Here is a 25,085-nt window from a genome sequence, read left to right as displayed (position 1 = left end):
TCAGGATTGACCGGCATCGGCGCCTTCGAGCGCCGCGGCCCGCTCCGCCGTCGTGGCGGGCCGCGGTTGATGGCGCTCGCGCACGTGGATGACGTGCTCGTCGGGACGGCTGTCGTTGATCACCGGCCGGAAGCGACGCAGCGCCTGCGGATCCTTGAGCGTGCGCGCCCACTCGCACTCATAGGTGTCGACCTGCGCCCGCATCTGCGCCTCGAGTTCATCGCCGATGCCCAGGCTGTCCTCGAGGATGACCTGCTTCAAGTAATCCAGGCCGCCCTCGAGGCTTTCCCGCCAGGCGGCCGTGCGCTGCAGGCGCGCCGCCGTGCGGATGTAGAACATCAGGAAACGGTCGATCGCGCGGATCAGGCCGGCATCGTCCAGGTCGCTGGCCAGCAGTTCGGCATGGCGCGGGCGCATGCCGCCATTGCCGCACACGTACAGGTTCCAGCCCTTCTCGGTCGCGATCACGCCCACGTCCTTGCTCTGCGCCTCCGCGCATTCCCGGGTGCAGCCGGACACCGCCATCTTGATCTTGTGCGGTGCGCGCAGGCCGCGATAGCGTTCCTCCAGCCGGATCGCCATGCCGACGGAGTCCTGCACGCCATAGCGGCACCAGGTGCTGCCCACGCAGGACTTGGCGGTGCGCAAGGCCTTGCCGTAGGCATGGCCGGACTCGAACCCGGCATCGATCAGGTCCTGCCAGATGGCGGGCAGTTGCTCGAGGCGCGCGCCGAACAGGTCGATGCGCTGGCCACCGGTGATCTTGGTGTACAGATCGTACTTGCGGGCCACCTCGCCGATCACGATTAGCTTGTCGGGTGTGATCTCGCCGCCGGGAATGCGCGGCACCACCGAATAGGTGCCGTCCTTCTGCAGATTGGCGAGGTAGGCGTCGTTGCTGTCCTGCAAGGCCGCATGCCGCGGGGACAGCACGTACTCGTTCCAGCACGAGGCGAGGATGGACGCGACCGTCGGCTTGCAGATGTCACACCCGCGCCCAGTGCCGTGATGCTCGATCAGGGTCTTGAAATCGCGGATGCCGTTGACCTGTACCAGGTGATAGAGCGCCTGGCGGTTGTAGGGGAAGTGCTCGCACAGGCTGTCGTCCACGGCCACGCCCAGGCGCACAAGCTCGGCATCCAGGACCTGTTTGACCAGCGGCGCGCAACCTCCGCACGTCGTGCCCGCCCGCGTCCGGGCCTTGAGATCGCCCAGGCCTGTGCAGCCCGCAGCGATGGCATCGCGCAGCGCGCCTTTGCTGACGTTGTTGCACGAGCAGATCTGTGCCGCATCGGGCAGCGTATCCACGCCCAGCGCCGGCACCTGCGCCGCGGCGGGGGCGATGAGGGCGGCGGGATCGCGAGGCAGGTCCAGCCGGTTGCTGAAATACTGGTCCAGCATGGGGAAGGCCGACGTATCGCCGACCAGGACCGCGCCCAGCAGGCGCTTGCCCGCACGATCGACGACCAGCTTGCGGTACACCCCCGACAAGGCGTCCTCGAACACGCAGCTCACGCTGTCGGCCGTCCGTCCGTGCGCATCGCCAATCGAACCGACCTCCACGCCCAGCAGCTTGAGCTTGGTCGAGAGATTGCCGCCGACGAAACGCGGCTCCGTGCGCCCCAACAGGTGCGCGGCGCAGGCCCGTGCCATGTCGTAGCCGGGCGCGACCAGGCCGAAAGTCGATCCCCGCCAGCTGGCGACCTCGCCGATCGCATAGATGTCCGGGTCGGAACTCTGGCAATGATCGTTGATCACCACCCCGCCGCGTTCGCCCACCACCAGCCCGCAATTGCGCGCCAGGCGGTCCGCCGGCCGGATGCCGGCCGAGAACACCACCATATCGGTCTCGAGGAAGCCGCCCTCGGAGAACCGCAGCCGGTAGCGCGAGCGCAGCCCCCGGCCGATGGCCGCCGTCATCCGCGACGTGTGCACGTGGATACCCAGAGCCTCGATGTCGGCGCACAGCAGGCGCCCGCCGGCCGCATCCAGCTGGATCGCCATGAGCTGGGGCGAAAACTCGACCACGTGCGTATCCAGGCCGAGCTTGTGCAAGGCCCGCGCCGCCTCCAGGCCGAGCAGGCCGCCGCCGATCACCACGCCACTGCGGCTGCCCGCCGCGCTTTGCCGGATCGCCTCGACGTCCTCGAGCGTGCGGTACGGCAGGCAGTGCGGCTGGTCGCTGCCCTCGATCGGCGGAATGAACGGCAGGGAGCCTGTCGCGAAGACCAGCCGGTCATAAGGATGGGCCTGCCCGTCGGCCGTAAAGACGCAGCGTTTCGCCCGGTCGATCCAGGCCGCCGCGCAATGGCGCAGCACGCGGATGCCATGCCGGTCAAAGAAATCCGCGTCGGCGAGGGCCAGTTCCGCGGCGCTCGCGTCCTCGAAGCATTGGCTGAGCCGGACCCGATCGTAGGCCAGGCTGGGTTCGCCGCAAAACACCGTGATGTCATGGGGCGCGCCCTGGTTCGCCAATTCCTCGAGCAGGCGCTGGCCCACCATGCCGTGGCCGATCACGACCAGCCGCAAGGCCCGTGGCGCGATGTCGGGGGGCAACTCGTCCGGTTTCATGCGCATCGCCTCCGTCATCAAGACCGGGGCGCGGCCGAGGCCGCGGCGGCGCCTTCGGGCAGGGACGCCTCGACCGCCCGCGCGGCCGGACTGGCCGCCCAATAGGCGCCGCCCACGAACACCGCGCCGCCCACGATATTGCCCAGAGTCACCCAACCCAGGTTCCAGGCCAGACCGGCCCAGCCGACCGTCTCCGGATGATTGCCCGCCAGCGCCAGCAGCAACAGCGTCATGTTGGCCACGCAGTGCTCGAAGCCGCAGGCGATGAAGGCCAGCAGGCACCATGAGATGACGATGCAGCGGGCGCTGTCCGACGACACGCGCGCCGACATCCACAGCGCCAGGCACACCAGCCAGTTGCACAGCACGGCGCGGGCAAAGAGACTGGCGGCGCCGGTGTTCATCTTCTGGGCGGCCGCGGCCATCACCAGGCCCCGCGGATCGTCCAGCAGCCCGCCGCCGCCCGCCATCACGAACAAGCCCACCAGTACCGCCGCGCCGCACAGATTGCCGGTCCAGCTCAGGACCAGGGTCTGCGCCGCTTCGCCCCAGGTTCCGCGCCCTGTGTAGCGCCGCAGGGCCATGATCATGGTGTGCCCGGTGAACAGCTCGGCGCCGGCGATCACGACCAGGATCAGGGCCAGCCCGAAGGCACCGCCCATCACCAGCTTGCGGAACTCGGCCGGGGCCTGCGCCCCCAGCGTGAAAATCAGCAGGATGGCCACGCCGATATAGGCGCCGGCCAGCATGCTGGCGATGAAGAAGCGCTGCGGCGCCTCGCGCACCTGCGCGAGCTTGCGGTCCCCTGCGGCGACGAATCCGCGGATGGTCTCGTGATACATGATGGTGCTCTCCCTCGAACATGGAATCCGGCCGCGCCACGACCGCCCGGCCCTTCATGAAGGCTTAAAGCAATTGGCGTGCCAGATTTCCGGGCCGGCCGGGCGCCGGCCGCGCGAGCCCGGTTCCTCCAGGCCCTGAGGGACAAATCGGCAGGAAAGAGGCCGGCAAGGGGCCGCGGCGGCCGGGCCGGCGGGCGCCTTCGGATGGTGCGCCGCACCAGGACGGTGCGCCCGGACCCGTCAGGCGGGTCGGACGGTGAGTTTGATCCGGGGCCCGCCGCCTCCCGAGCGCTTGGCCTCGTACATCGCCGTATCGACGGTATGGACGAGGCCCGCAACCGACTGGAACCCCGTCATCGGTACGATGCCGATGCTGGCGGAGATGCGGCCGCCGGCATGGCCCACCGAAAAGTCGCGCGCCAGCGCGTAGGATATCCGCTCGGCAACGTCCAGGGCCTGCTGCAGGTCCGTGGAAGGCAGCAACAGCAGGAACTCGTCGCCGCCCCAGCGCCCGATCACGTCCCTCGCCCGCGTCGCCTCGCGCAACAGTTCGGCCACCCGCTTGAGCACCCGGTCGCCGCACAGATGCCCGTAGGTGTCGTTGACCTGCTTGAATTCGTTCAGGTCGAGCATCAGCACCGCGCCGCACGGCGCCTCGGCCGGCATGGATTCCAGCGCCAGCTGGAGGCGGCTCTCGAGTGCGCGGCGATTCAGCAGGCCGGTCAAGGGATCCCGATGAACTTGGCGCTGCAGCTCGTTGCGCGCTTCGTCGAGCGCCCGCACGATGCGGTGCTGGGCCAAGTGGCTGCGGCGCAGCTCCAGCAGGTGCGCGACCTGGTCACGCATCAGCGCCAAGGCCTCGAGCGGGCCCGCTCCGAGGGCGCGAGGACGCTCGTCCAGCACGCACAGCATGCCCAGCGGGTAGGGGCCTGACTTGAGCAGGGCGCCGGCATAGGAACGCAGGCTGCGGCCGGCGAGCCGCAGCAGGGGGTTGGCCGAGATGCGCGGATCGTTTCGCGTATCGTCGATCATCAGCAGGTCGGCCTCCAGGAGGGCGTGCCGATGGGCCGACGCATCGAGCGGCGCCTCGCGCACGCCCAGGCCGGTTTCCGCCTTGAACCACTGCCGCTCGTGATCGACGAAGACGAGCAGCGCAACCGGCGCGGCGCACACGGCGGCGGCCAGCTTGACGATGCCGTCGAAGGCCGCCTCGGGTTCGGTATCGAGGATCTGGCAATCGGCCAGAGCCTGCATCCGGCTCGGGTCCCCGACCACGTCGCCGGGCTCATGATTGGACGGCGGGCGATTCGGCATCGGACCCTCGCATGATGGCCGCCCTGTGCCGGCGGCGATGGCTTCCTTGGGGGGACAGGCTTCTTTTGTTACATAGTATCACCATTGTGATTGGTGTAGTTGAAAAAGACCGCTTTCCGATATCGGGTGCCTGCCGCCTAAATTCCAACATATTAGAAATAAAAACAGTAGATTGTTCATTTTGGATCGTGTCGGTAGACTGGCCCCGTTTCCCGATAGTCAACGATGGACACCGAGACCATGAACAAAGTCAGCCATTTGCCCGCGGACCTGGACCGGGCGCTGCTGGTGGGCAGGGTGTGGCGCCCCGAGCCCGATGACGGCCCCAGCGTGGTGGTCGTGAGAGACGGCCAGGTATTCGACATCTCGACGGATGCGCCCACCATGGCCGACCTGCTGGACCGCGACGACTGCGCCGGGTACGTCCGCAGCCTGCGCGGCACGCCGATCGGCTCGGTCGAGGACCTGATCCGCGCCAGCCTCGACCGGCGAACCGCCGCCGGGGCTGCGGTCCTGTGCGCGCCCTGCGACCTCCAGGTCGTCAAGGCCTCGGGCGTGACCTTCATGGTCAGCCTGCTCGAGCGCCTGATCGAGGAAAAGGCGGGCGGCAATGCCGAGCGCGCCAACGCCATCCGGGAATCGCTGCAGCAAGCGATCGGCACCGAGCTGTCCGCCGTCAAGCCCGGCTCGGACAGCGCCAAGCAGCTCAAGGAAGAACTCATCCGCCGCGGCGAATGGTCGCAGTACCTGGAGGTGGCCATCGGGCCGGACGCCGAGATTTTCTCAAAGGCCCCGCCCATGGCGTCCATCGGCATGGGCCAGCACATCGGCCTGCACCCCGATTCGGAATGGAACAATCCCGAGCCCGAGATCGTGCTGGCCGTCGATAGCCAGGGCCGCGCCAAAGGCGCAACCCTGGGCAATGACGTCAATCTGCGCGACATCGAGGGCCGCAGCGCGCTCTTGCTGGGCCGCGCCAAGGACAACAACGGTTCGTGCGTGATCGGCCCCTTCATCCGCCTGTTCGACGAACATTTCACCATCGACTCGGTGCGCGAGGCCGAGGTGTCGCTGCTGATCGAGGGGCCGGAGAATTTCCGGCTGCAGGCGGTCAGCCACATGAATCAGATCAGCCGCGACCCGCTGGACCTCGTCAACCAGGCCTACGGCGACCATCACCAGTATCCGGACGGCTTCATGCTGTTCCTGGGAACGATGTTCTCGCCCATCACCGACCGCGGCACCCCCGGCGCCGGCTTCACGCACCACCTGGGCGACATCGTCACGATCTCGTCGCCGCTGCTGGGGGCGCTGGTCAACGAAGTCCAGCGGTCCAACCGGATCCCACCCTGGACCTTCGGCATCCGCGCGCTCTATGGCAACCTGGCGCGCCGCGGCATCGCCGTGGATCGCAGATGATGACACAAGCCCGACCGGAGACCCTATTGAAGACAATACAGGAGACAAACCATGCAAGCCGCCAGCGAAATGGCGCCTGATCCAATGCGCAGGCATGAATGCGGCCGACGCCTGCTGCGCGCCGTGGACATCATGAACAAGGGGCTGGTCAAGCTGTGCGGCCTGGCACTGGTGGCGATGGTGCTGTCCGTGACGCTCGGCATCCTGGTGCGCTTCGTGTTTTCACACATGGACCTCCATATCCGCGCATCCTGGACCGAGGAAGTTTCGCGCTATCTCATGATCTGGTCCGTGTTCGTGGGCGGGGCGGTCGCCGCGCGCAGCGGCAAGCTGATCGGGGTCGAGGCCCTGGTCACCTACCTGCCCGCGGTCCTCGGCCGTTCGCTCAAGTACCTCGCACACGCCCTGTCGCTGGTGTTCTATGGCGTGCTGTGCTGGGTGGGGCTGGAATGGATCGAGTTCGGCGAGTCGCAGAACTCGCCCGTGCTGCAGATGCCGCTGACTTATCTGCACGCGTCGATGACGGTCGGCGGGGTGCTGCTGATCATCAATACCCTGGCCTTGATCCTCGAGGCGCGCATCAACGGAAAGGACATCCGGCACGCCGCCATTGACGATGAACTGGAGTCGGCGCTGGCAAGCATGGACAACGCAGCGAAGGCGGAGGCGCGCGCATGATCTCGATACTGATGATTGGATTCGTCGCCTTCCTGGCGGTCAGCATGCCCGTCGCGGTGACGCTCGGGCTGTCCTCGGTCATTGCCCTGCAAACCCAGGACATCCCGCTGCTGATCCTCGCCCAGAGCGCATTCGAGGCCCTGGACTCGTTCAGCCTGATGGCCATCCCCTTCTTCGTGCTGGCCGGCAACCTGATGCAGTCCGGCGGCATCGCCCAGCGGCTGGTCAACCTGGCCAACGCCATCGTCGGCTGGGTGCGGGGCGGCCTGGGCTCGGTCGTGGTGCTCAGCACGATGTTCTTCTCGACCATGTCGGGGTCCTCGTCCGCAACCACCGCGGCGATCGGCTCCACGCTGATCCCGGCCATGGAAAAGAAAGGCTATCCGCGCAATTTCGCGGCGGCGATCACCGCCTCGTCCGGTGAGCTGGGCGTAATCCTGCCGCCGTCCATCCCCATGATCGTCTATGCGCTGTCGGCCAACGTGTCCGTCGCCTCGCTGTTCCTGGCGGGCATTTTCCCGGGCATCATGATCGGGCTGTCGCTCATGGCCGTCGTCTGGGTGCGCGCCCGGCTGGTGGGCTTCGACGCCGTGCAGAAGATCACCTTCAGGGAATGGTTCCGCAACGTGGGCCGCGCCTCTGTCGAGGCGTCGCTGGCGGTCATGATGCCGGTCATCATCCTGGGCGGCATCTACGGCGGCCTGTTCACGACGACCGAAGCCGCCGTCGTGGCCGCGCTGTATGCGCTGTTCATCGGCCTGTTCGTCTACCGCGAGCTGAAATGGAGCCAATTGCTGGACGTGTTCGGTCGCTCGGCGGTGACCTCGGCGATCATCCTGATGATCGTGGCCTTCGCGGCGATCTTTGCCTACATCCTGACCATGAACCAGGTGCCGCACAAGCTCGGCCACTACCTGACCAGCGCGTCGGACAGCCCCATCTTTTTCCTGCTGCTGGTCAACCTGTCCCTGTTCGTCGTCGGCATGCTGATGGAAACCCTGGCGGCGATCATCATCCTTGCACCGATCCTGGCACCCGCGGCGATCCAGTTCGGCATCGATCCGATCCACTTCGGCGCGATCATGATCGTCAACCTGGCGGTCGGCATGGTGACGCCCCCGGTCGGCATCAATCTCTTTGTCGTCTGCCAGGTAGCCAACGTGCGCCTCGAGCAGTTGATGAGGCCGCTGCTGATGTTCCTGGGCGTCCTGGTGGTCAATATCCTGATCATCAGCTACGTGCCTGCCTTGACGACCTGGATGCACTGATGCGTGCCGCTACAGATCACCTCCTCCCTCAACCCCACTCGAGTACTACAACGGAGACTTTATCCATGCAACTCAAGACCATTGCACTGGCCACTTTCACCTCGCTTGCCGCCCTCTCGGCCTCCGGCGCCATGGCGGCCGTCACGCTGAATCTGGGCCATACGCTGGCCCCCGATAGCCACTATCAGGCCACCAGCGAGCGCATGGCCGAGCTCGCCAAGCAGAAATCCAACGGCGAGATCACGATCAATGTGTTCCCCCAGTCCCAGTTGGGCGGCGAGGTCAAGATGATCCAGGCGGCGCGCTCGGGCGTCCAGGACATGCTCATCACCGCACAGGCCCCGCTGACCAACACCATCAAGGAATACAGCCTGTTCGATATTCCCTACCTGTTCGACAGCTTCGAGCAAGGCAACAAGGTGATGTCGGGCCCAGTCGGCCAGACCTTCCTCGACATGCTGCCGCAGTACAAGCTCGTGGGCCTGGGCTTCCTGTCGCTGATGGAACGCAACGTGTTCTCGGCCGGCCCCATCAACAGCAAAGCCGACATGGAAGGCAAGAAGCTGCGCGTCATGCAGTCGCCCGGCTACGTCGAGACCTACCGGGCCCTGGGTTCCCTGCCCACGCCCATGGCCTACGGGGACGTGTACCTGTCGCTGCAACAAGGCGTGGTCGACGGCGGCGACACCTCGCCCGACCAGTTCGTCATGGACAAGTTCATCGAGGTGTCGAAATACTACAACCTGACCAAGGTGCACTACCTGCCCGCCCTGCTGATCATCTCCAAGGCAAAGTGGGACAAGCTCTCTCCTGAGCACCAGAAGATCATCCAGGAATCCGCGACGGAGGCCCTCGCCCACGGCCGCGACTATTACAAGAAGTCCTACGCGGATTCCATCGAGCAGATGAAGGCCGCCGGCGTGACGGTCGTCGAGACCGATCTCAGCACGCTCAAGGAAGCCAGCGCGCCGGTCGTCGAAGCCCTGCTCAAGGACATCCCGAACGGCCAGGCTCTGTACGACGAAGTTCAGAAAGCGAAGGAGCAGTAAACATGGCGAAGCGCCCCCACATGGATTGCTATGCAATCGGCGACACGGCGGATTTTGCCAAGACAGTGTCCGAATATGATGTCTACGGCTTTGCCGGAATCGTCGGGGATTTCTACGGCGTGCACCTCAATGAGGTGCAGGCCAAGCAGACGCAGTTCGGTCGGCGCATCGCCCAAGGCGCCCTGTCCGTGGGGTTCATCTCCACGGTCATGGGCTACATGGCGGCCAAGGCGCCCGATCCCGGCGGGGTCTCGTATCGGTACGACGTGACCTTCAAGGCGCCGGTCTACATCGGCGACACCGTGACCGCAAAGCTCACCCTGATCGAAAAGGACGAAGACCGCAATACCTGCATCTTCGAGGCCACTGTCACCAACCAAGATGGAACGGTGGTGACCCAGGGCAAGACTTACCTCAAGGTGCTCTGACCGCCATGTCAAGCTCGACAACCGCCCCTGTGCTCATCAACCAGCGCGGGGCGGTTCGCGTCATTACGCTGAACCGCCCCGAAAAGCTCAACGCCTTTTCGAACGAGCTGCTGGATCAATTGGAAATTGCCGTATCCGAAGCCTGTGAGGACGACGCCACCAAGGCCATCGTCCTTGCCGGTGCGGGCGGCAAGGCGTTCTCTGCCGGCAACGATATTTCACGCCTTGCCGGCCTGGACGCCATGCAAGCCCACGCAGACATGGCCCGTGGCCAGCGTCTGATGCTGCGCCTGCACGAAGCCCCCAAACCCACCATCGCGATGGTGGGCGGCTACGCCTTGGGCGGCGGCTTCGAGCTGGCCCTGGCATGCAACTTTATCGTCGCCTCCAGCAAGGCCGTCTTCGGCTTCCCCGAAATCCGGCTGGACACCCTGCCCGGCTGGGGCGGCACACAACTGGCCGTCGCCAAATTGGGCATGGCCCACGCCATGGAAATGGTGCTGTCGGGCCAGTTATACCCTATGGCCCAGTGCGAAGCCTGGGGACTGGTCAGTCGCGTCTGCGCGCCCGATGCGCTCGAGGACGAGACACTGGCCTTCGCCTCATTGTTCACCAACGGCCACCCCTTTGCCGTGCGCATGGCCAAACAGGCCGTGCTACGCGCCGGCGAACTGCCCCTGGCAGCCGGCATGGATTTCGAGGCCGCATGCTACACGGCGAACTTCGGAACACCACATGCATTGGCCGGCCTGGAGGCTTTCCTGCAGCAAGGCCGCAAGAAAACGAAGTAAAACGACTACCGAGAGAAACCATGATGACCGACGATAACCATTTGGATTCCGAGCGCGAACTCATTCGCGACACCGTCAGGCGTTTTGCGGAACGCGAAATTGCCCCACAATCCGAAACCCTCTGGGAAGACCAGGCATTTCCGTACGAGATCTGGAAAATGGCCGGTGAACTGGGCTTCACGGGGCTGCCATACCCCAAGGAGTACGGCGGCGGTGACGGCGACTGGGTCTCTTTTACGATCGTCCTGGAAGAGCTCGCACGCGTGGACTGCGCGGTCGCCAACTCATTGATGGCGAACTCCACGGTTGCCAGCTTGCTCAGCAATTACGGCACCGATGCACAAAAGCAGCAATACCTGGCCCCGATCCTGGATGGCCGCAAGGTGGGCGCTATCGGCTTGTCCGAACCGGATGCAGGGTCCGATGCCGCCAATATCTCGACCCGCGCCCGACGCGAGGGCAATGAGTGGGTCATCGACGGCGCCAAGACCTTCATCAGCAACAGCGGCACCGAGGTCACCGGCCCTGTCGTGATCGCGGCCGTCACCGGCGCACGCGACAACGGCCGCAAAGAGATCTCGAACTTCATCGTGCCCAACGGCACGCCGGGTTTCGAGTATGGCCGCAAGCTGCGCAAGATCGGCTGGCGGGCCTCCAGCACATTCGAGCTCGTCTTTCGCAATTGCCGGATTCCGGCCGATAATCTATTGGGTGAACAAGGCGCAGGCTTGCGCCAGACATTGGCCCAGATCAGCACCGGCCGCATCCTGATCGGCGCGCTGGCCCTGGGTCTGCTGCAAGGATCGCTGGACCGCTCGCTGTCCTACATGAAGACGCGCCGGGCGTTCGGACGCCCCATCGCTGATTTCCAATCCCTGCAGTTCAAGGTGGCCGACATGGCAGTTCACGCTCATGCCGCGCGCCTGATGCTGTACGACGCTGCGGCCCGCAGGGATCAAGGTCGGCCGTTTGCCCAACAAGCCTCGATGGCAAAGCTCTTTGCCACCGAGAAGGCCATGGAGGCCACCCACCAGGCCATACAGATTCACGGCGGCTATGGCATCATCACTGAATACCCGGTCGCGAGGGCCTTTGGCGATGCCAAGGTGCTAGAGATCGTCGAGGGGACCTCCGAGATCCAGCGCATGATCATCTCGCGCGAACTTCTTTCCCAAATGGATACCTGAAGGCCATGATAGAAGGCATCAAAGTTCTCAGTTTCACGCACTTCCTGCAAGGGCCGTCGGCCGTCCAGATGCTGGCCGACATTGGTGCGGACGTCATCAAGATCGAACCCGCCCAAGGCGCCTGGGAGCGTCAGTGGGCGGGATTTGACGCCTTCGTCGAAGGCGTCAGCGTCTTTTTCATGCTGGCCAACCGCAACCAGCGCAGCATCACCCTCGACCTGCGCAACCCGAAAGGCCTCGAAATCGCCCAGCGCCTGGCCGCCGAGGCCGATGTGCTGGTCGAGAACTACCGGCCGGGCGTCATGGACAAGCTCGGACTCGGCTACGAGGCGCTCAAGGCCATCAACCCGCGTCTCGTCTATTGCTCGTGCACGGGCTATGGATCCTCGGGCCCCTATCTGAAACGCCCGGGCCAGGACCTGCTGCTGCAGGCCATGAGCGGGCTGACGATGCTCTCGGGCGACGGCGAGGCCGGCCCGGTGCCCGTCGGCTCGGCCATCGTGGACCAGCACGCCGCCAGCCTGGCCGCCTTCGGCATACTCGCCGCGCTGCATCAGCGCGAACGCACCGGCCAGGGCACCCGCGTCGAGAGCAACCTGTTGAACGCCGCCCTGGACCTGCAGATCGAACCGTTCTGCTATTACATGAACAAGGGGCCGCTGTGGAAGCGCAGCAGCCCGGCGATGGGCAGCCGCTTTCACGGCGCGCCGTACGGCACCTACCGCACGGCCGACCATTGGATTGCGATCTCGATCTCGCCGCTGGAGACCCTGGCGGTTGCGCTCGAGCGGCCGGAACTCGCGGACTTCGGCCCGCGGGGCGCGATGGAACAGCGCGACGAGGTGCACGCCATCGTCTGCGACGCCCTGCGCCGGCGCAGCACCGAGCACTGGATGGAGACGTTCGAGACCCACGGCATCTGGTATGCGCCCGTCAACGAGTACGAACAAGTCGAGGTGGATCCCCAGGTGCAGCACAATGAGGTCATCCTGCCGATCGACTATCCCGGGGCGGGCACCATCCGTGTCCTGGCCCATCCGGTACGGTACGATGGCAAGGCACCGCCCCTGCGCCGCACGCCTCCGCAACTGGGCGAGCACACGCACGAAGTCCTGGCCGAGGCCGGCTACAGCGACGAGGACATCCAGGCCCTGGCCGCCGAGGGCGCCACCCAACTGCGCACAACCCCCGAAAAATAGGTGGAGCAGTCATGACGACCAGCACGCAACCCGCAGGCCAGCAGGCCGCCATGCTCGGATTCGACGACATCGAGATCGGCCGCCAGTACACACTGAGCCGAACCGTCACCGCGGTCGACGTCGGCGTATTCGAGGCCTTGTCGGGCGACAACAACCCGCTGCACATGGATGAGGACTTCGCCTCGCGGACCGTATTCGGCCACCGTGTCGTCCATGGCTTGTTCACCGGCGCGCTGATCTCGACGGCGCACACGCGCCTGACGGGTGCAGGTTTTGTGTACGTCGGGCAGGATCTGCGCTTCAGCGGTCCCGTCCACATCGGGGACACCTTGACGATCGAACTGAAAGTCGTCGACAAGAAGCCCGCCAAGCGCATCATCGTCATCCACACCACCGTACACAAGCAGGATGGCCAGTGCGTGCTGACGGGCCAATCGGCCCTCAAGGAACTGGAGTTCAAGACATGAATCCTCTCCCAGAAAAAAAACACGCGGATCGGAATGGCCCCGACGCGGACGCCCGAATCAGCCTGCCCCTGGAGACACTGCGCCAGATGGGGGTCGAGGCGCTGCTCGCCAATGGGCTCTCGCCGGAGCACACTGAAACCGTGATCGAGGCCATGGCCCTGGCCCAACGCGATGAATGCCATTCCCACGGCTTTCATCAACTGCCCGGGGCCGTCCAGCTGATCCGCCGCGGCCCGCTCGTGCGCGACGCCGTCCCGGTCGTCAACGATCGGTCGCCGTCCTTGTTGCAAATGGACGCCAGATTTGGCTATTCCCTGCTCAGCTTCCAGACCGGTCTGCCCGTGCTGGTCGAGAAGGCGCGCAAGACCGGCGTTGCGATCATGACCATCAAGAACTGCTATCACTTCTCGGCCCTCTGGCCAGAGGTCGAGGCCCTGACCGAGCGCGGCCTGATCGGCCTGGTCATGACGCAGGGGGTCAATTGCGTGGCCCCCGAGGGCGGCAACAAACCGACCTTCGGCACCAATCCCATCGCCTTCGGCTGGCCGCGCCCTCAAGGCATACCGTATGTCTTTGACTTTGCCACCAGCGTGATCGCGCGCAGCGACATCCAGATGCACGCGCTTGCCGGCCAGGACATCCCGCTGGAATGGGCGGTGGACAGCGACGGCCAACCCACCTCCGATCCGACGGCCGCCCTGAAAGGAGCGCTGCGCACGTTTGGCGGACACAAGGGTTCGGCCCTGTCCACCATGGTCGAACTCCTCACCGGCCCCCTGCTCGGCGACCTGCTGAGCGCCGAATCGATCAAGGTCGACGAGGGCGCAGGGCTGACGCCCCTGCACGGGGAATTGATCGTGGCGCTGGACCCGGACGTGTTCCTGGGCGCCGAGCGCGCCCAGCATTTCGACCGTGCCGAGGGGCTCTTCGAATCCATCATCGCCCAAGGCGCACGGCTGCCCTCGCAGCGGCGCTACGAGGCCCGTCAGCGCACCCTCGCGACCGGCGAGGTCAGCATTCCGCGGCACCTGTACGAGCGGATCCGGTCGCTGACGACGACGACGGGCTGACGCCAACGAAACGCTGCCAGGCATGGCGCCTGCCTGCGGCTCGGTCCCAAAGAAAACGACCCAGGCTCGGAAACGGCCTGGGTCGCTGTCTATCGGGCTGGGAGTCTCAGACCGACGCCGCGGGCGTGACCGGCGAGGAGGCCGGCAGGAAGCGGCCCGGCATCACCGCCCGGCAGAGGGCTTCCACGAAGAAGTAATCCCCGAACATGGTCGCGCTGACCACGCCTTGCTTGTGCGGCCGGGAATAGCAGCTGTTGCGCAGCAGCCCCCGATGGGCGGGATCGTCCGCGAATTCCTCACGGCACAGGCCGGCCAGCATATCCAGGCCGCGGGCGCGCCAGGCCGCGCGCGCGGCCCGATCCGGGTGAATGGTCCCCAGCTCGATCAGGGCCGAGGCGACGATTGCCGTGGTGGCCGTATCCTTGATCTCGGCATCCGCGCCCTCGGCATCGAAATCCCAGGGCGGCACCAGGCGGTCGCCCAGGCGCTCGAGGTAGTAGTTGGCGGTCTTTTCCGCCAGATCCAGATAGCGCGCCTTGCGAGTCTCGCGCAGGGACTCGACATAGCCGTAGATGGCCCAGCCCTGCCCGCGCGCCCAATCGGATTCGTCCCCCGCCCCCTGGAACGTGAAGCCGCGCGTGCGCCGGCCGGTGGCCTCGTCGTATTCGACCGCGTGGTAGGTCGACCAATTGGGACGCAGGAAACCCTTGGCCGTCATGGCCGCGTGCGCATCGGCCGCCATGCGATAGCTGCCGTCGCCACTATGGTTTGCCGCCCAATACAAGAGAGGCAAATTGGCCATGGTGTCGATCGCCGAGCTGCGGCGCCCGCGCGGATCATCCATCGGCCCCCACGAGGCCAGGTAGGCGCCCCCCGGCGTGGTGACCAGGCGCGCGCGCAGCCGGTCGGCGGCCCGCAGCGCGATTTGCGCATACCAGTCATCGCCGGTGATGTGAAAACCCGGCACCGCGCTGCTTTCGAAGATGAAGCCGATGTCATGCGTGTTGCCGTCGTCGGCGCGCTGCGCCACCAGGCGCATGCGTTCGCGCGCCCAGGTCATGTAGCGCGGGTCGCCCGTATGCAGATGGGACGCCAGCAGCAGCCCCACCCAGAAACCGCAGAACCAGTTGCCGTGGCTCCATGCCTCGCCGGTGTAGCCGGCCGACACGGAGGCCGGCAGCAGGTCCCAGGACCCGTCGGGCAAGGTCACGTAGGGGAACTCCACGCCCAGGCGGGGCTCGTCTTCGGCGACTTTCTGCGCCACGCGATCAAGCGTTCGGTCGAACAGCTCGCGCATGTCGTTCGGCAAGGCCTGTCCGGCGGCCGCAGCCTCTTGATTCATATGTTCAGCTCCCTTGAACTTGTCGATGAATAGCGGGTTGCCCCATTGCGAAATCCTTGGACTTTGCAGCGAAGTGTATATAGACTGCCGAAGTGGAACAATAGATTGTTCTAATTTCCGATATATTGGACGACGATGGATGAGATGACCGTACCCAAATCCGCCGCCCCCGCCGTGGACCGGGCCGATGCGATCCTGCGCCTGCTGGCCTCCCGCAACGAGCCGGTACGTCCCACTGAACTGGCGCAGCACACGGGACTCGCCAAAAGCACGCTCTATCTGCTGCTCGATTCGCTGGAGCAGCGCCGCTGGATCGAGAAACAAGGCAGCGGCTACGTGGTCGGCATCGGCCTCTACGTGCTCGGCTGCTCGTACATTCACCACGACGGCCTGCAGAACACCTTCCGTGCCGTGGCCACCGCCTTCGTCGAGCAGCACAACGAGGTCGTCCAGCTTGCCGTCCTGCAGGGCGGCGAGGTCGTCTATCTGGCCCGCGAGGACGCCCATCGCCCTGTCCGGCTGGTCTCCGACCTCGGATCCCGGCTGCCCGTCCATACCTGCGCCCTGGGCAAATCGCTGCTGGCGCAGCTGCCCGACGAGGAAATCCTGCGGCTGCTGCCGGCCCGGCTGCCGGCCGTCACCGAACGCACGATCACCCGACGCGAGATCCTCCTGCGCGAACTGGCCGAGGTGCGCCAGACCGGCCTGGCCCGCGACCTCGAGGAAGTCGCCGCCGGCCTCATCTGCTTTGCGGCCTACGCGGGGAAAACACCGCTGGGACGGCGGATCGCCGTCAGCACGTCGATACCCACCGACCGGCTGGACAAGAAACGGGAAAAATCCATCGCCCAGGGCATCGTTCAGGTCGCCCAGCAGATCCGCGCGCGGATGAGGATGCGGGCCTAGTGTCCCCGCCTCAGCGGGGCCACCACAGATAGGACACCGGATCGTCGGGGCAGGCGCCAAAGCCGCATTCCAGCAGGGTGGACACCAGGTTGGCGGCGACCAGGGCGAAGAACAGCCAGATGATCGCCCGGACCAGCGGCCCGTTCCTGCGCACTCGCGGCGCATCGGCGCAGGCCCGATCGATCACCAGCATGGCCGCCGTCCAGGCCATGGCGAGGACGAAGAGCACGAACGCCCAGGTATAGAAGTGCAGTCCCAGGAACGGCGAGCCGTAGCCCGGGTCGGCGGGGCCGATATGCAGCAGCATCTGGCGGCCGGCGGCAAACGCGCCGGCCAGGGCGGAAAAGAGAATCAGGGCGTAATGCAGGGGGGACGGCCCGAATCGCACATTGAGCAGCAGGCCGATGCCCACCAGCACGAAGCCCACCCGCTGCAGCAGGCACAAGGGGCACGGCAGTTCGTCGAAGGCGACCTGCCAGATGAAGGCCATGAGGAGCACGCCGCAGACGGCCGCCAGGCCGAGCGCATTCATCCCATCCGAAAAACGCCGTGAACCCGAAAAAATATCGCCTGCCATGATCGTCCGCCTAGGGCCTGTTCACACTAATTAAGGAGATCGCGTTGGGTCTGAACGCTGTCGAGCGCAAGGCGTCCACCGCAGCAAGGCTCAATGCCTTGCGAGGATGGACAACGCAGCGGGCGGCGGCGTTCAGACTCAACCCTGCGGGAAGCCATGAAAAATCCGCCTGCCCTGCGTTGCCCGTCTTGCGCGTATGGACATACGCGCTGCGCCAGGCGCCTTGTTCAGCCAGATTTTTCATGGCTTCGCGACTCCTTAATTAGTGTGAACAGGCCCTAGAGGGAAATGGGAAGCACGCCGGTCATGTGATACTGGCACCAGGCCGCGAAAACCAGCAAGGTCACGACCCACAGGCCGATGCACGCGCCGCGCCGTCCGCTGATGGCAAAGCCTATGGCCAGCAAGGCGGTCAGGAAAGGCAACATCATGATCATGGGGCGCCCCGTCATCGGTTTACGAAGTGACACATTGTAGGTGAGGCGCCGCCGATTACACCAGGGGCGAGGCGGCAACATCGTGCGCCGCCCCCGTCCGGTCAATGCCCGTATACGTCCGAGTCGAGCATCTGGGGATCGTGCCGGTCCAGGCGATCGATCGCCGCCATGTCCTCGTCCGACAGGGTGAAATCGAACACCGACAGGTTTTGCGCCTGGCGTGCCGGATCGGCGGATTTCGGGACCGGGACATAGCCGGACTGCACGCTCCAGCGCAACAGCACCTGGGCCGGCGTGCGGTCATGGCGCCGGGCAATGGCTGCGATGGCCGGGTCATTGATCATGCCGCTGCCGGCGCGGCCCAGCGGCCCCCAGGCCTCGGTCACGATGCCGCGGTCACGGTGCACCGCCACGATGTCCGGCCGCAAATGGTAGGGGTCCAGCTGGATCTGGTTCACCTGAGGCACCAGGCCCGCATCGAACAGGCGCTGCAGGTGCGCGACCTTGAAGTTCGAGGTGCCGATGGCGCGCACCAGACCGGCTTCGACCAGCGCCGTCATGCCCTGGAAAGCCTCGACGTAACGATCCTGGTCCGGGATGGGCCAGTGGATCAGGAACAAGTCGATGTAATCCATGCCAAGGCGGCGCAAGCTGGCCTCGCAGGCCTGGCGCACGCCGTCCTTGCTGTGCCATTGGCGATTGAACTTGGTGGTGAGGAACACCTCGTCGCGCGCGACCCCGGAGGCCCGGAAGCCCTCGCCCACCCCGTGCTCGTTGCCATAGTTCTCGGCGGTATCGATCAGGCGATAGCCCGCGGCCAGCGCGGAGGCGACGGCGCCCGCGGCCTGCGCATCGTCCATCGGCCAGGTTCCCAGGCCGATGCCCGGCATGCGGACGCCGTTGGACAGTGTAACGGTGGGGACGGAAACAATCGACATGGAATCTCCTGGGAAAACCGGTGGAAACGAGCCTATAGCGACATTATGCCGTCGGCGCGCCGAAGCCGCTTGCGCAGCGCGCTGGGTGCAAGCCCCGAGCCTGCGGCCGCACTTTCTGAGTTAAGCTGGCGAGGCCCGGAAAAAAATAGATACGGATTCAACGGGATGTCACTCACACAGGCAGAGATCGCCACCGCCCTGCGGGAATGCCCCCTGCTGGCCGCTTGCACGCCGCAGGAACACGCCCGGCTGCTGGCCGCCGCCCAGTGCTGCGAATTCCCCGCCGGCACCGACATCATCCGGGCAGGCGAGCCCGCCGACCACTATTACCGGATACTGGACGGCGCGGCCGAACTCATCGCGGCGCAGGCGCGCCGCACGCTCGGTCCCGGCGACGACCTCGGCGCCGAGGCCCTGGCCGACGCCCCGGCCGGGCAGGCACGCTACCTCGCAACGGCGCGGGCGGCGACCGCGGTCTCGGCCCTGCGCCTGCCGCGCAGCGCCCTGGCGGCACCGGCCGCCCGCGACCCCCGGATCAGATCGGGGGCGCTGCTGGGCCTGGCGGCGCGCTTGGGCGAACTGCCGCCCCCCGACACACAGGCCCCCGCCCCCAAGGCCCCGGCGCCCCTGCCGCTGAAGCAACGCATCGGCTGGGTGGCCACGCTGACCCTGCCGCTGCTGGCCTGGTACGCGGGCGGCCACCTCGGCCTGCCCCAGCACAGCGCGGTCTATCTGGGCCTGTTCACCATGACGGCCCTGATGTGGCTGTTCTCGCTGGTCGACGAATACATCCCGCCCATCATCGCCGTGGTGGCGATGCTGTTCATCGACCTGGTACCGGCCCAGGTGGCGCTGCACGGCTTTTATTCGCGCACCTTCCTGCTGCTGCTGGGGGTGTACGCCCTGTCGGCGGTCCTGGTCAGTTCCGGGCTGGCCTACCGCGTCATGCTGGGGATACTCGCCCGACTGCCCGATTCGCCGTTCTGGCACCGCAGCGCCCTGACCGCCTTCGGTTTCGTATTGTCCATCGTCATGCCGTCCTCGAACGCGCGCCTCGCGCTGCTGCTGCCGCTGTACCGTGAAATGGACGACAGCCTGGCCGCCCCCGCGCACAGCCGCGAGGCCACCGGCCTCATGATCGCCACCTTCACCGGCGCCACCTTGTTTTCGCCGCTGCTGCTGACCGCGAAATCCTCCAACCTGGCCGCCTTCACGATGCTGCCGATCCAGGTGCGGCAGGAATTCCAGGGCATCTGGTGGCTGGTGGGCGCCGGCGTCGTCGCCGTCGGGCTGCTGACCTGCCACCTGCTGGCGATGCGCTTTCTGTTCCGCGCGGACACACCGCGCCGCGCCCTGCCGGCGGAACGCATCGCCGGCCAGATCGCGGTGCTGGGCCGGCTGCGGCCGCAGGAATGGGTGGCCGCGCTGGCCTTCCTGCTGTTCCTGGGCGGCGCAGCCGTGCCCCAGTGGCACCAGTCCCAGCCGGCCTGGCTCGCCGGTTTCGTGCTGGCCAGCCTGCTGGCGCTGGGCCTGTTCGACAAGCGCGGCTTCCAGACCGGGATCGACTGGCCCTTGATTTTCTTCCTGTTGGCCCTGGACGGCTTGACCCAGGCCATCCATTACCTGGGGCTGACCGAGGTGATGATCGACACGGTCGGCCACCGGTTCGACTGGATCGGCGGCCAGCTGGGCTGGTTCATCCTGCTCGCGCTGGCGGTGACCCTGCTGCTGCGCCTGGCGCTGCCGCTGACCGCGGGCATGATCCTGTCGGCCACGCTGCTCATGCCGATCGGCATGGACCAGGGCATCCACCCTTGGGTGGTCCTGTTCCTGACCTCGCTGTTCTCCGACATCTGGTTCATGCCGCACCAGAATTCCTCCTTCCAGCAGGTGCTGGCCGGCGGCCTGCGCGCGCGCTGCGACGAGACGCTGTTCTTTCACTACGCCTGGTGGCTGAACCCCTTGCGGGTCGTGCTGGCCTATGCGTCCATCCCGTACTGGCGATGGCTGGGACTGTATTGAGGCCGCCATGAAAAACCGCCTGGCCCTGGTGTTCGCAAGCCTGTTCACGGTGCTGCTGCTGGCGCTGCTGGTCGCCTTCAACCATCAAAAACCGCGCATGCTCATCCTGCACTCCTTTTCCGAAACCGGACCCTGGGAAACCGCCGTCAACACCGGCATCCAGCGGGAGCTGGCCCGCAACCGCCGGCCGATCGCCGTGCGTTGGCGCTATATGTCGTTCTCCGGGGACATGAGCCCCGCGCAATGGGCGGCTGCCGGCCGGCGCAACCAGGGCGCCGTCGACAGTTGGGAACCGGACGTGCTGGTGGCGATCGGCGAGGAGGCCCAGGTCCACGTCGGCCGCCACTACGCCGGCCGGCCCGGTCCGCGCCTGGTCTATGCAATGGGCGAGGACCCCGCCAGCTTCGGCTATACAACGGCGGGCAACGTCACCGGCGTCCACGAGGCCCTGCCGCTCGCCCAGATCGTCGAACTGCTGCGCCACCTGGGCCGGCCGGCGCTGCGCATCCGCGCGCTGGGCATCGACGACCCGACCGGCCAGGCGGAGGGACAACAGGTGCGCAGCTTCGACTGGGGCCCGCATCGATTGCTGGGGGTGGACCTGGTGGACGACTTCGAGGCCTGGCAGGCTACCGTGCATGCCGCCGCGCGCGACACCGACGTGCTTCTCGTGCTGAGTACCGGCGGCCTGCCGAGGGGTCCCGAGGATCCCACCGAGACCGACAGGCTGTTCGTGGCGGACTGGACCGAGCGCGAATCGAAGCCCTTGGCCGTTGGCGTGCGCGAAAGCTTCGTCGCCGGGGGCGGCGCGCTGGCGGTGATTCCCTCGCCCTATGGCCTGGGGGAACAAGCGGCGCGCAAGGCGCTGGACGTTCTCGCCTCGATCCGGGACGGCACCCCCCTGCCCCCGCCCGAGGACAGCCTGGAATTCCAGATCGCGCTGCGGCCCGCCCGCCTGGCCGCGCGAGGCATCCAGTTGCCGGCTCTTTATGCCCAGGCAGCCCGGGCGTCGCAATCGTTGTATGACTAAACAGTATAAGGATATAGGGATCCGATATTGGAATGGCTTTCCAGGACTGCATAGAATAACGACGCATATCCACGCGGGTGTCGTCGGCACCGTACCCGTGCCTCGGGGCCGCTTGCGGCCCCTTTGTCATTGATCTTTGCCACAGCCTGCTTCGCAGTTCGTCCACGCATCCAGCCGAGCCCACCATGCCCCGTGTCTCCGAACCCGCCGTCGAATCCTTGAGTCCCAAGCTCCAGGCGCTCTTTCCCCACTACACGCTGGGCAGCGATCATTTCGCGGAGCAATTCCGGGTGCTTGCACAGGTGGAGCCCGCGGCGGAACACCTGTTCGACATGCTGCTGACCCTGAAGAACCGGCAAGGCATCTCGCTGCGGCATGCGGAATTGGCCATCATCGTCACCTCGCATCTGAACCGCTGCCAGTACTGTGTCGTCGGCCATACGCCGCGCCTGCAGGTCCAGGGGCTGGACATCGAGGATCCGCAGCAATTGATCGACGGCACCACGTCCGCCCCCCTCACCGACACCGACAGGCTCGTCGTCGAGTACGCCGCCGCGGTCACGCAATCCGCGCAGCGGCTGCCGGATTCGCTGTTCGACCGCCTGCGCGAGGTCTTCACCGAATCGCAGATCGTGGAGCTGACGCTGCGCATCACGCTGTGCGGCTTCTTCAACCGTTTCAACCAGGCCCTGCAGATCGGCGAGGGCGGCACCACCGCCCACGCACTGTAGGCACCGCCGGTCAACGACTCTTTCGACCTCATCAAGGGTATCCCACTCATGTCCAGCCTCCTCGAACGAGGGCGCCGCCGCGCCATCCTCGCCGCGTTTTCATCGCTCGCCGCCCTGGCGGCCGCCGCCCTGCCCACCGCATCGATCGCCCAGGACGACACGTCGATCCGCATCGGCATCATCGCGCCCCTGAGCGGCGCCGGCGGCGCCTACGGTCCCGGCATGATCGAGGCCGCCAAGCAGGCGGCCGAATTCATCAACACCGAGGCGGGCGGCGTCTTGAACGGCCGCAAGATCGAGATCGTGGCGGCCGACAGCGAGACCAACCCCACCGCCGGCGTCGCCTCGGCCCGCAAGCTGCTCGACGTCAACAAGGTCGTGGCCATCGGCGGCCTGTGGAGCAGCTCCGTCGCCCTGGCGGTGCGGCCCTTGACGCTCGAACGCAAGGTCCCCCTGCTGGTCACCGGCACAGGCGACGAGGTCACCCAGGGCGACAACCGGGGACTGGTGTGGCGCTTCCAGGCGCGCGGCAGCGACTGGGGGGCGGTCTTCGCGCGCGCCGCCTACCAGGATGGCGCCCGCAGCGCATCCGTGCTGGCGCAGCAGGCCCCCGCCTGGACCATCATGGTCGATCCCTTCGTCAAGGAATTCGAGAAGCAGGGCGGCAAGATCGTCGACGTCGTCTACTACAACCCGGGCCAGTCGTCCTACCGGGCCGAAGTCGAAAAAGTATTCTCCAAGGAACCGGACGCCGTGTTCCTGCCCAGCTATCTGCCCGAACTGTCGGCCATCGCCCGCGAAGTCTACCGCGGCGGCTTCACCAGCAAGATTTATTCGAATTCCTCGGCGGCGGATGCCGAGGGCGCTTTCATCAAGAACGTCGGCGCGGAGGTCTCCGAAGGCATCCAGCACATCCAGTCGATCCCGCCCGCCGAATCGACCGCCTACAAGACCTTCGCGCAGCACACCGGCACGCCGGCCAACACACTCGCCATCTTTCCCTCCAACGTCTGGGACCAGATCGCCGTGATGGCCCTGGCCATCGAAAAATCCGGCAGCGCCGATCCCGCCGTCTTCACCCAGTCTATCCTCGACGTGGTCAACGGCCCGGGCGAGACCGTGGAGGACCCGGTCGCGGGCCTGAAGGCGCTGCGCGCCGGCAAAGACATCGCCTACAGCGGCGCCGGGGCGGACTTCGAATTCGTGCCCACGGGCGACCAGTTGCACCGCAGCTACGGCCATTTCATCATCACCCACGGGGCCAATCATCTGAAGGGCCTGATCCAGTGACCTTCGGCCGCACCGGGCTCGCCCTCAGCGCGGACGGCGTCTCGCTGTCCTACGGCGGCTTCCAGGTGCTGCGCCGGATTTCGCTGCGCATCGAACCCGGGCGGATCACCGGCATCGTCGGCCCGAACGGCGCCGGGAAATCCTCGCTGTTCAACGTGCTGGCGGGCAGCGTCGCGCCCGACGCAGGCGCCGTGCGCCTGGGCGAGCGCGACATCACCCGCCTGCCCATGCACCAGCGGGCGCGCGGCGGCATCGCGCGCACCTTCCAGCTCGCCCGCGAGCTGGACAGCCTGACGGTGCTCGAGAATCTGCTGCTGGCCTGGCCGGACAATCCGGGCGAGTCGCTGTGGCGGATCTTCACCGACCGGCGCGCCATCCGCAATGCCGAGCATGCCGCCCTGGATCGCGCCCTGGCGCTGCTGGAGCGCACGCGCCTGCTGCGGCTGGCCGATGCGCCGGCCGGCAGCCTGTCGGGCGGCCAGAAGAAACTGCTGGAGCTGTGCCGGGCGCTGATGCTCGAGGCCCCCATCATCCTGCTCGACGAACCGGCCGCCGGCGTGAACCCGGCGCTGATGGAGGAACTGGCGGCCTTCATCGGCGAACTGCGCGACGAAGGCCGCACATTCGCCATCGTCGAACACAATATGGACCTCATCGCCGCCTTGTGCGACACCGTCTACGTGCTGGCCGACGGCGCCGTGCTGACCGAGGGCAGCTTTGCCGAGGTCACGGCGGACCAGCGAGTGCAGGACGCCTACCTGGGGGTGACGCTGTGAGCGCCGCCCTGACGGTGCGCGGCCTGAAGGCCGGCTATGGCGGCAAACCCATCCTCCACGGCATCGACCTGGAGGTGCCCGCCGGCTCGGCCCTGACCATCGTCGGCCCCAACGGCTCGGGCAAGTCCACGCTGCTCAAGGCCGTCGTCGGCCTGGTGCCCGCGCAGGCGGGCGAGATCCGCCTGGGCGAGACCCCGATCACTCACCGGGACGCCCCGGCGCGCAGCCGCCTCGGCCTGGCCTACGTGCCGCAAGAGGCCAATATATTCCGCAACATGAGCGTGCACGAGAATTTGCGGCTGGGCTGGGAATTCCATCCAGCGCCCCAATCCCGCGCGCCGCTGGCGCGCAAGATCGACGAAATCCTGGAACTGTTTCCCGAAATCCGCCCGCACCTGAAGACCCCGGCCGGCGTCCTGAGCGGCGGCCAGCGCCAGATGGTGGCCGTGGCCTCCGCCATGATGCTGGAACCCGACCTGCTGGTGCTCGACGAGCCCTCCGCGGGCCTGTCCCCCCGGAACGCCGGACTGCTGTTCGGGATCATCGGCCGCATCCGGCGCACCGGCCTCACCTTGCTGATGATCGAACAGAACGTGCAACTGGGCCTGGCCGCGGCCGACCAGGGCCTGGTCCTCGTCATGGGCCGCGTGAGGCGCACGGCGCCCGCCGCCGAACTGGCGGCCGACGACACGCTGGCCGAACTGTTCCTGAGCCTGGACCGCCCGGGCGCGCACACGCCGGACCCCTGACACG

General features: G+C 66.4%; 25 protein-coding genes. 17 read left to right on the top strand and 8 right to left on the bottom strand.

The genetic code is table 11. The features are described from left to right. The 3 genes from nirB to OOZ48_RS02860 all read right to left on the bottom strand — a co-directional run bounded on the left by nirB (nt 1) and on the right by OOZ48_RS02860 (nt 4,727). Nucleotides 1–2,529: a nitrite reductase large subunit NirB gene (gene nirB, locus OOZ48_RS02870; RefSeq protein ID WP_269496298.1), complete on the bottom strand. Its 2,529-nt coding sequence runs from the start codon at nt 2,527–2,529 to the stop codon at nt 1–3. A gap of 59 nt (nt 2,530–2,588) precedes the next feature. Further along, nucleotides 2,589–3,413 (bottom strand): formate/nitrite transporter family protein, encoded by an 825-nt coding sequence (locus OOZ48_RS02865; protein ID WP_269495487.1) that lies wholly within the window; start codon nt 3,411–3,413, stop codon nt 2,589–2,591. A gap of 240 nt (nt 3,414–3,653) precedes the next feature. After that, nucleotides 3,654–4,727, bottom strand: coding sequence for a GGDEF domain-containing protein (locus OOZ48_RS02860; protein ID WP_269495485.1), 1,074 nt, complete (start codon nt 4,725–4,727; stop codon nt 3,654–3,656). A gap of 240 nt (nt 4,728–4,967) precedes the next feature. Here OOZ48_RS02860 and OOZ48_RS02855 point away from each other — a divergent pair, with 240 nt between their 5' ends. The 10 genes from OOZ48_RS02855 to OOZ48_RS02810 all read left to right on the top strand — a co-directional run bounded on the left by OOZ48_RS02855 (nt 4,968) and on the right by OOZ48_RS02810 (nt 14,283). Next, the gene (locus OOZ48_RS02855) at nt 4,968–6,146 is read left to right on the top strand and encodes a fumarylacetoacetate hydrolase family protein (RefSeq protein ID WP_269495483.1); all 1,179 of its coding nucleotides are present in this window, start codon (nt 4,968–4,970) and stop codon (nt 6,144–6,146) included. A 51-nt stretch (nt 6,147–6,197) separates the two neighbouring features. Next, nucleotides 6,198–6,824 carry a TRAP transporter small permease gene (locus OOZ48_RS02850; protein WP_269495481.1) on the top strand — a complete coding sequence of 209 codons (627 nt, stop codon included), beginning with the start codon at nt 6,198–6,200 and terminating at the stop codon, nt 6,822–6,824. Further along, on the top strand, nt 6,821–8,092 hold the full coding sequence (locus OOZ48_RS02845) for a TRAP transporter large permease (RefSeq protein ID WP_269495478.1): 1,272 nt from the start codon (nt 6,821–6,823) through the stop codon (nt 8,090–8,092). Before OOZ48_RS02850 ends, OOZ48_RS02845 begins: the two co-directional genes overlap by 4 nt. Before the next feature lie 65 nt (nt 8,093–8,157). Then, a complete protein-coding gene (locus OOZ48_RS02840; protein ID WP_269495475.1) occupies nt 8,158–9,141 on the top strand; it encodes a TRAP transporter substrate-binding protein in 984 nt (327 codons plus the stop codon). Between the two features lie 2 nt (nt 9,142–9,143). Further along, a complete protein-coding gene (locus OOZ48_RS02835) occupies nt 9,144–9,569 on the top strand; it encodes a MaoC family dehydratase (protein ID WP_269495473.1) in 426 nt (141 codons plus the stop codon). Between the two features lie 5 nt (nt 9,570–9,574). Continuing rightward, a complete protein-coding gene (locus OOZ48_RS02830) occupies nt 9,575–10,360 on the top strand; it encodes an enoyl-CoA hydratase/isomerase family protein (RefSeq protein ID WP_269495471.1) in 786 nt (261 codons plus the stop codon). A 20-nt stretch (nt 10,361–10,380) separates the two neighbouring features. Continuing rightward, nucleotides 10,381–11,547, top strand: a complete 1,167-nt coding sequence (locus OOZ48_RS02825; RefSeq protein WP_269495469.1) for an acyl-CoA dehydrogenase family protein — start codon at nt 10,381–10,383, stop codon at nt 11,545–11,547. A 5-nt stretch (nt 11,548–11,552) separates the two neighbouring features. After that, a complete protein-coding gene (locus tag OOZ48_RS02820) occupies nt 11,553–12,746 on the top strand; it encodes a CaiB/BaiF CoA transferase family protein (protein ID WP_269495467.1) in 1,194 nt (397 codons plus the stop codon). 11 nt (nt 12,747–12,757) lie between these two features. Continuing rightward, nucleotides 12,758–13,213 (top strand): MaoC family dehydratase, encoded by a 456-nt coding sequence (locus OOZ48_RS02815; protein WP_269495465.1) that lies wholly within the window; start codon nt 12,758–12,760, stop codon nt 13,211–13,213. Continuing rightward, nucleotides 13,210–14,283: an Ldh family oxidoreductase gene (locus OOZ48_RS02810; RefSeq protein WP_269495463.1), complete on the top strand. Its 1,074-nt coding sequence runs from the start codon at nt 13,210–13,212 to the stop codon at nt 14,281–14,283. The genes OOZ48_RS02815 and OOZ48_RS02810 overlap by 4 nt, the downstream gene beginning before the upstream one ends. 106 nt (nt 14,284–14,389) lie before the next feature. On the opposite strand, the gene OOZ48_RS02805 is transcribed toward OOZ48_RS02810, so the two are convergent. Further along, nucleotides 14,390–15,625 (bottom strand): glycoside hydrolase family 88 protein, encoded by a 1,236-nt coding sequence (locus tag OOZ48_RS02805; RefSeq protein WP_269495461.1) that lies wholly within the window; start codon nt 15,623–15,625, stop codon nt 14,390–14,392. Nucleotides 15,626–15,769: 144 nt separating this feature from the next. Here OOZ48_RS02805 and OOZ48_RS02800 point away from each other — a divergent pair, with 144 nt between their 5' ends. After that, nucleotides 15,770–16,531: an IclR family transcriptional regulator gene (locus OOZ48_RS02800; protein ID WP_269495459.1), complete on the top strand. Its 762-nt coding sequence runs from the start codon at nt 15,770–15,772 to the stop codon at nt 16,529–16,531. A 10-nt stretch (nt 16,532–16,541) separates the two neighbouring features. On the opposite strand, the gene OOZ48_RS02795 is transcribed toward OOZ48_RS02800, so the two are convergent. From OOZ48_RS02795 to OOZ48_RS02780, 4 genes are all read right to left on the bottom strand, one after another. After that, nucleotides 16,542–17,063: a disulfide bond formation protein B gene (locus OOZ48_RS02795; protein ID WP_269495457.1), complete on the bottom strand. Its 522-nt coding sequence runs from the start codon at nt 17,061–17,063 to the stop codon at nt 16,542–16,544. 55 nt (nt 17,064–17,118) lie between these two features. Beyond that, nucleotides 17,119–17,352, bottom strand: coding sequence for a hypothetical protein (locus tag OOZ48_RS02790; protein WP_269495455.1), 234 nt, complete (start codon nt 17,350–17,352; stop codon nt 17,119–17,121). Between the two features lie 34 nt (nt 17,353–17,386). Next, on the bottom strand, nt 17,387–17,545 hold the full coding sequence (locus OOZ48_RS02785) for a DUF5993 family protein (RefSeq protein ID WP_269495453.1): 159 nt from the start codon (nt 17,543–17,545) through the stop codon (nt 17,387–17,389). Nucleotides 17,546–17,646: 101 nt separating this feature from the next. Next, a complete protein-coding gene (locus OOZ48_RS02780; protein ID WP_269495451.1) occupies nt 17,647–18,483 on the bottom strand; it encodes an aldo/keto reductase in 837 nt (278 codons plus the stop codon). 165 nt (nt 18,484–18,648) lie between these two features. Here OOZ48_RS02780 and OOZ48_RS02775 point away from each other — a divergent pair, with 165 nt between their 5' ends. The 6 genes from OOZ48_RS02775 (at nt 18,649) to OOZ48_RS02750 (ending at nt 25,081) form a co-directional block, all read left to right on the top strand. Continuing rightward, nucleotides 18,649–20,505 (top strand): SLC13 family permease, encoded by a 1,857-nt coding sequence (locus tag OOZ48_RS02775; RefSeq protein ID WP_269495449.1) that lies wholly within the window; start codon nt 18,649–18,651, stop codon nt 20,503–20,505. 7 nt (nt 20,506–20,512) lie between these two features. Further along, nucleotides 20,513–21,535 carry an ABC transporter substrate-binding protein gene (locus OOZ48_RS02770; RefSeq protein ID WP_269495447.1) on the top strand — a complete coding sequence of 341 codons (1,023 nt, stop codon included), beginning with the start codon at nt 20,513–20,515 and terminating at the stop codon, nt 21,533–21,535. 185 nt (nt 21,536–21,720) lie between these two features. Further along, nucleotides 21,721–22,266 (top strand): carboxymuconolactone decarboxylase family protein, encoded by a 546-nt coding sequence (locus OOZ48_RS02765; RefSeq protein ID WP_269495445.1) that lies wholly within the window; start codon nt 21,721–21,723, stop codon nt 22,264–22,266. A gap of 48 nt (nt 22,267–22,314) precedes the next feature. After that, the gene (locus OOZ48_RS02760; RefSeq protein WP_269495443.1) at nt 22,315–23,556 is read left to right on the top strand and encodes an ABC transporter substrate-binding protein; all 1,242 of its coding nucleotides are present in this window, start codon (nt 22,315–22,317) and stop codon (nt 23,554–23,556) included. Next, the gene (locus OOZ48_RS02755; RefSeq protein WP_269495441.1) at nt 23,553–24,332 is read left to right on the top strand and encodes an ABC transporter ATP-binding protein; all 780 of its coding nucleotides are present in this window, start codon (nt 23,553–23,555) and stop codon (nt 24,330–24,332) included. The genes OOZ48_RS02760 and OOZ48_RS02755 overlap by 4 nt, the downstream gene beginning before the upstream one ends. Then, on the top strand, nt 24,329–25,081 hold the full coding sequence (locus OOZ48_RS02750) for an ABC transporter ATP-binding protein (protein ID WP_269495439.1): 753 nt from the start codon (nt 24,329–24,331) through the stop codon (nt 25,079–25,081). Before OOZ48_RS02755 ends, OOZ48_RS02750 begins: the two co-directional genes overlap by 4 nt. Nucleotides 25,082–25,085 lie beyond the last annotated feature (4 nt).

The organism is Castellaniella sp. S9 (assembly GCF_027257175.1).
Taxonomy (GTDB): domain Bacteria; phylum Pseudomonadota; class Gammaproteobacteria; order Burkholderiales; family Burkholderiaceae_B; genus Castellaniella.
The sequence above is the reverse complement of the archived record's forward strand: the minus strand, read 5'-3'. Positions and strand labels throughout refer to the sequence as shown.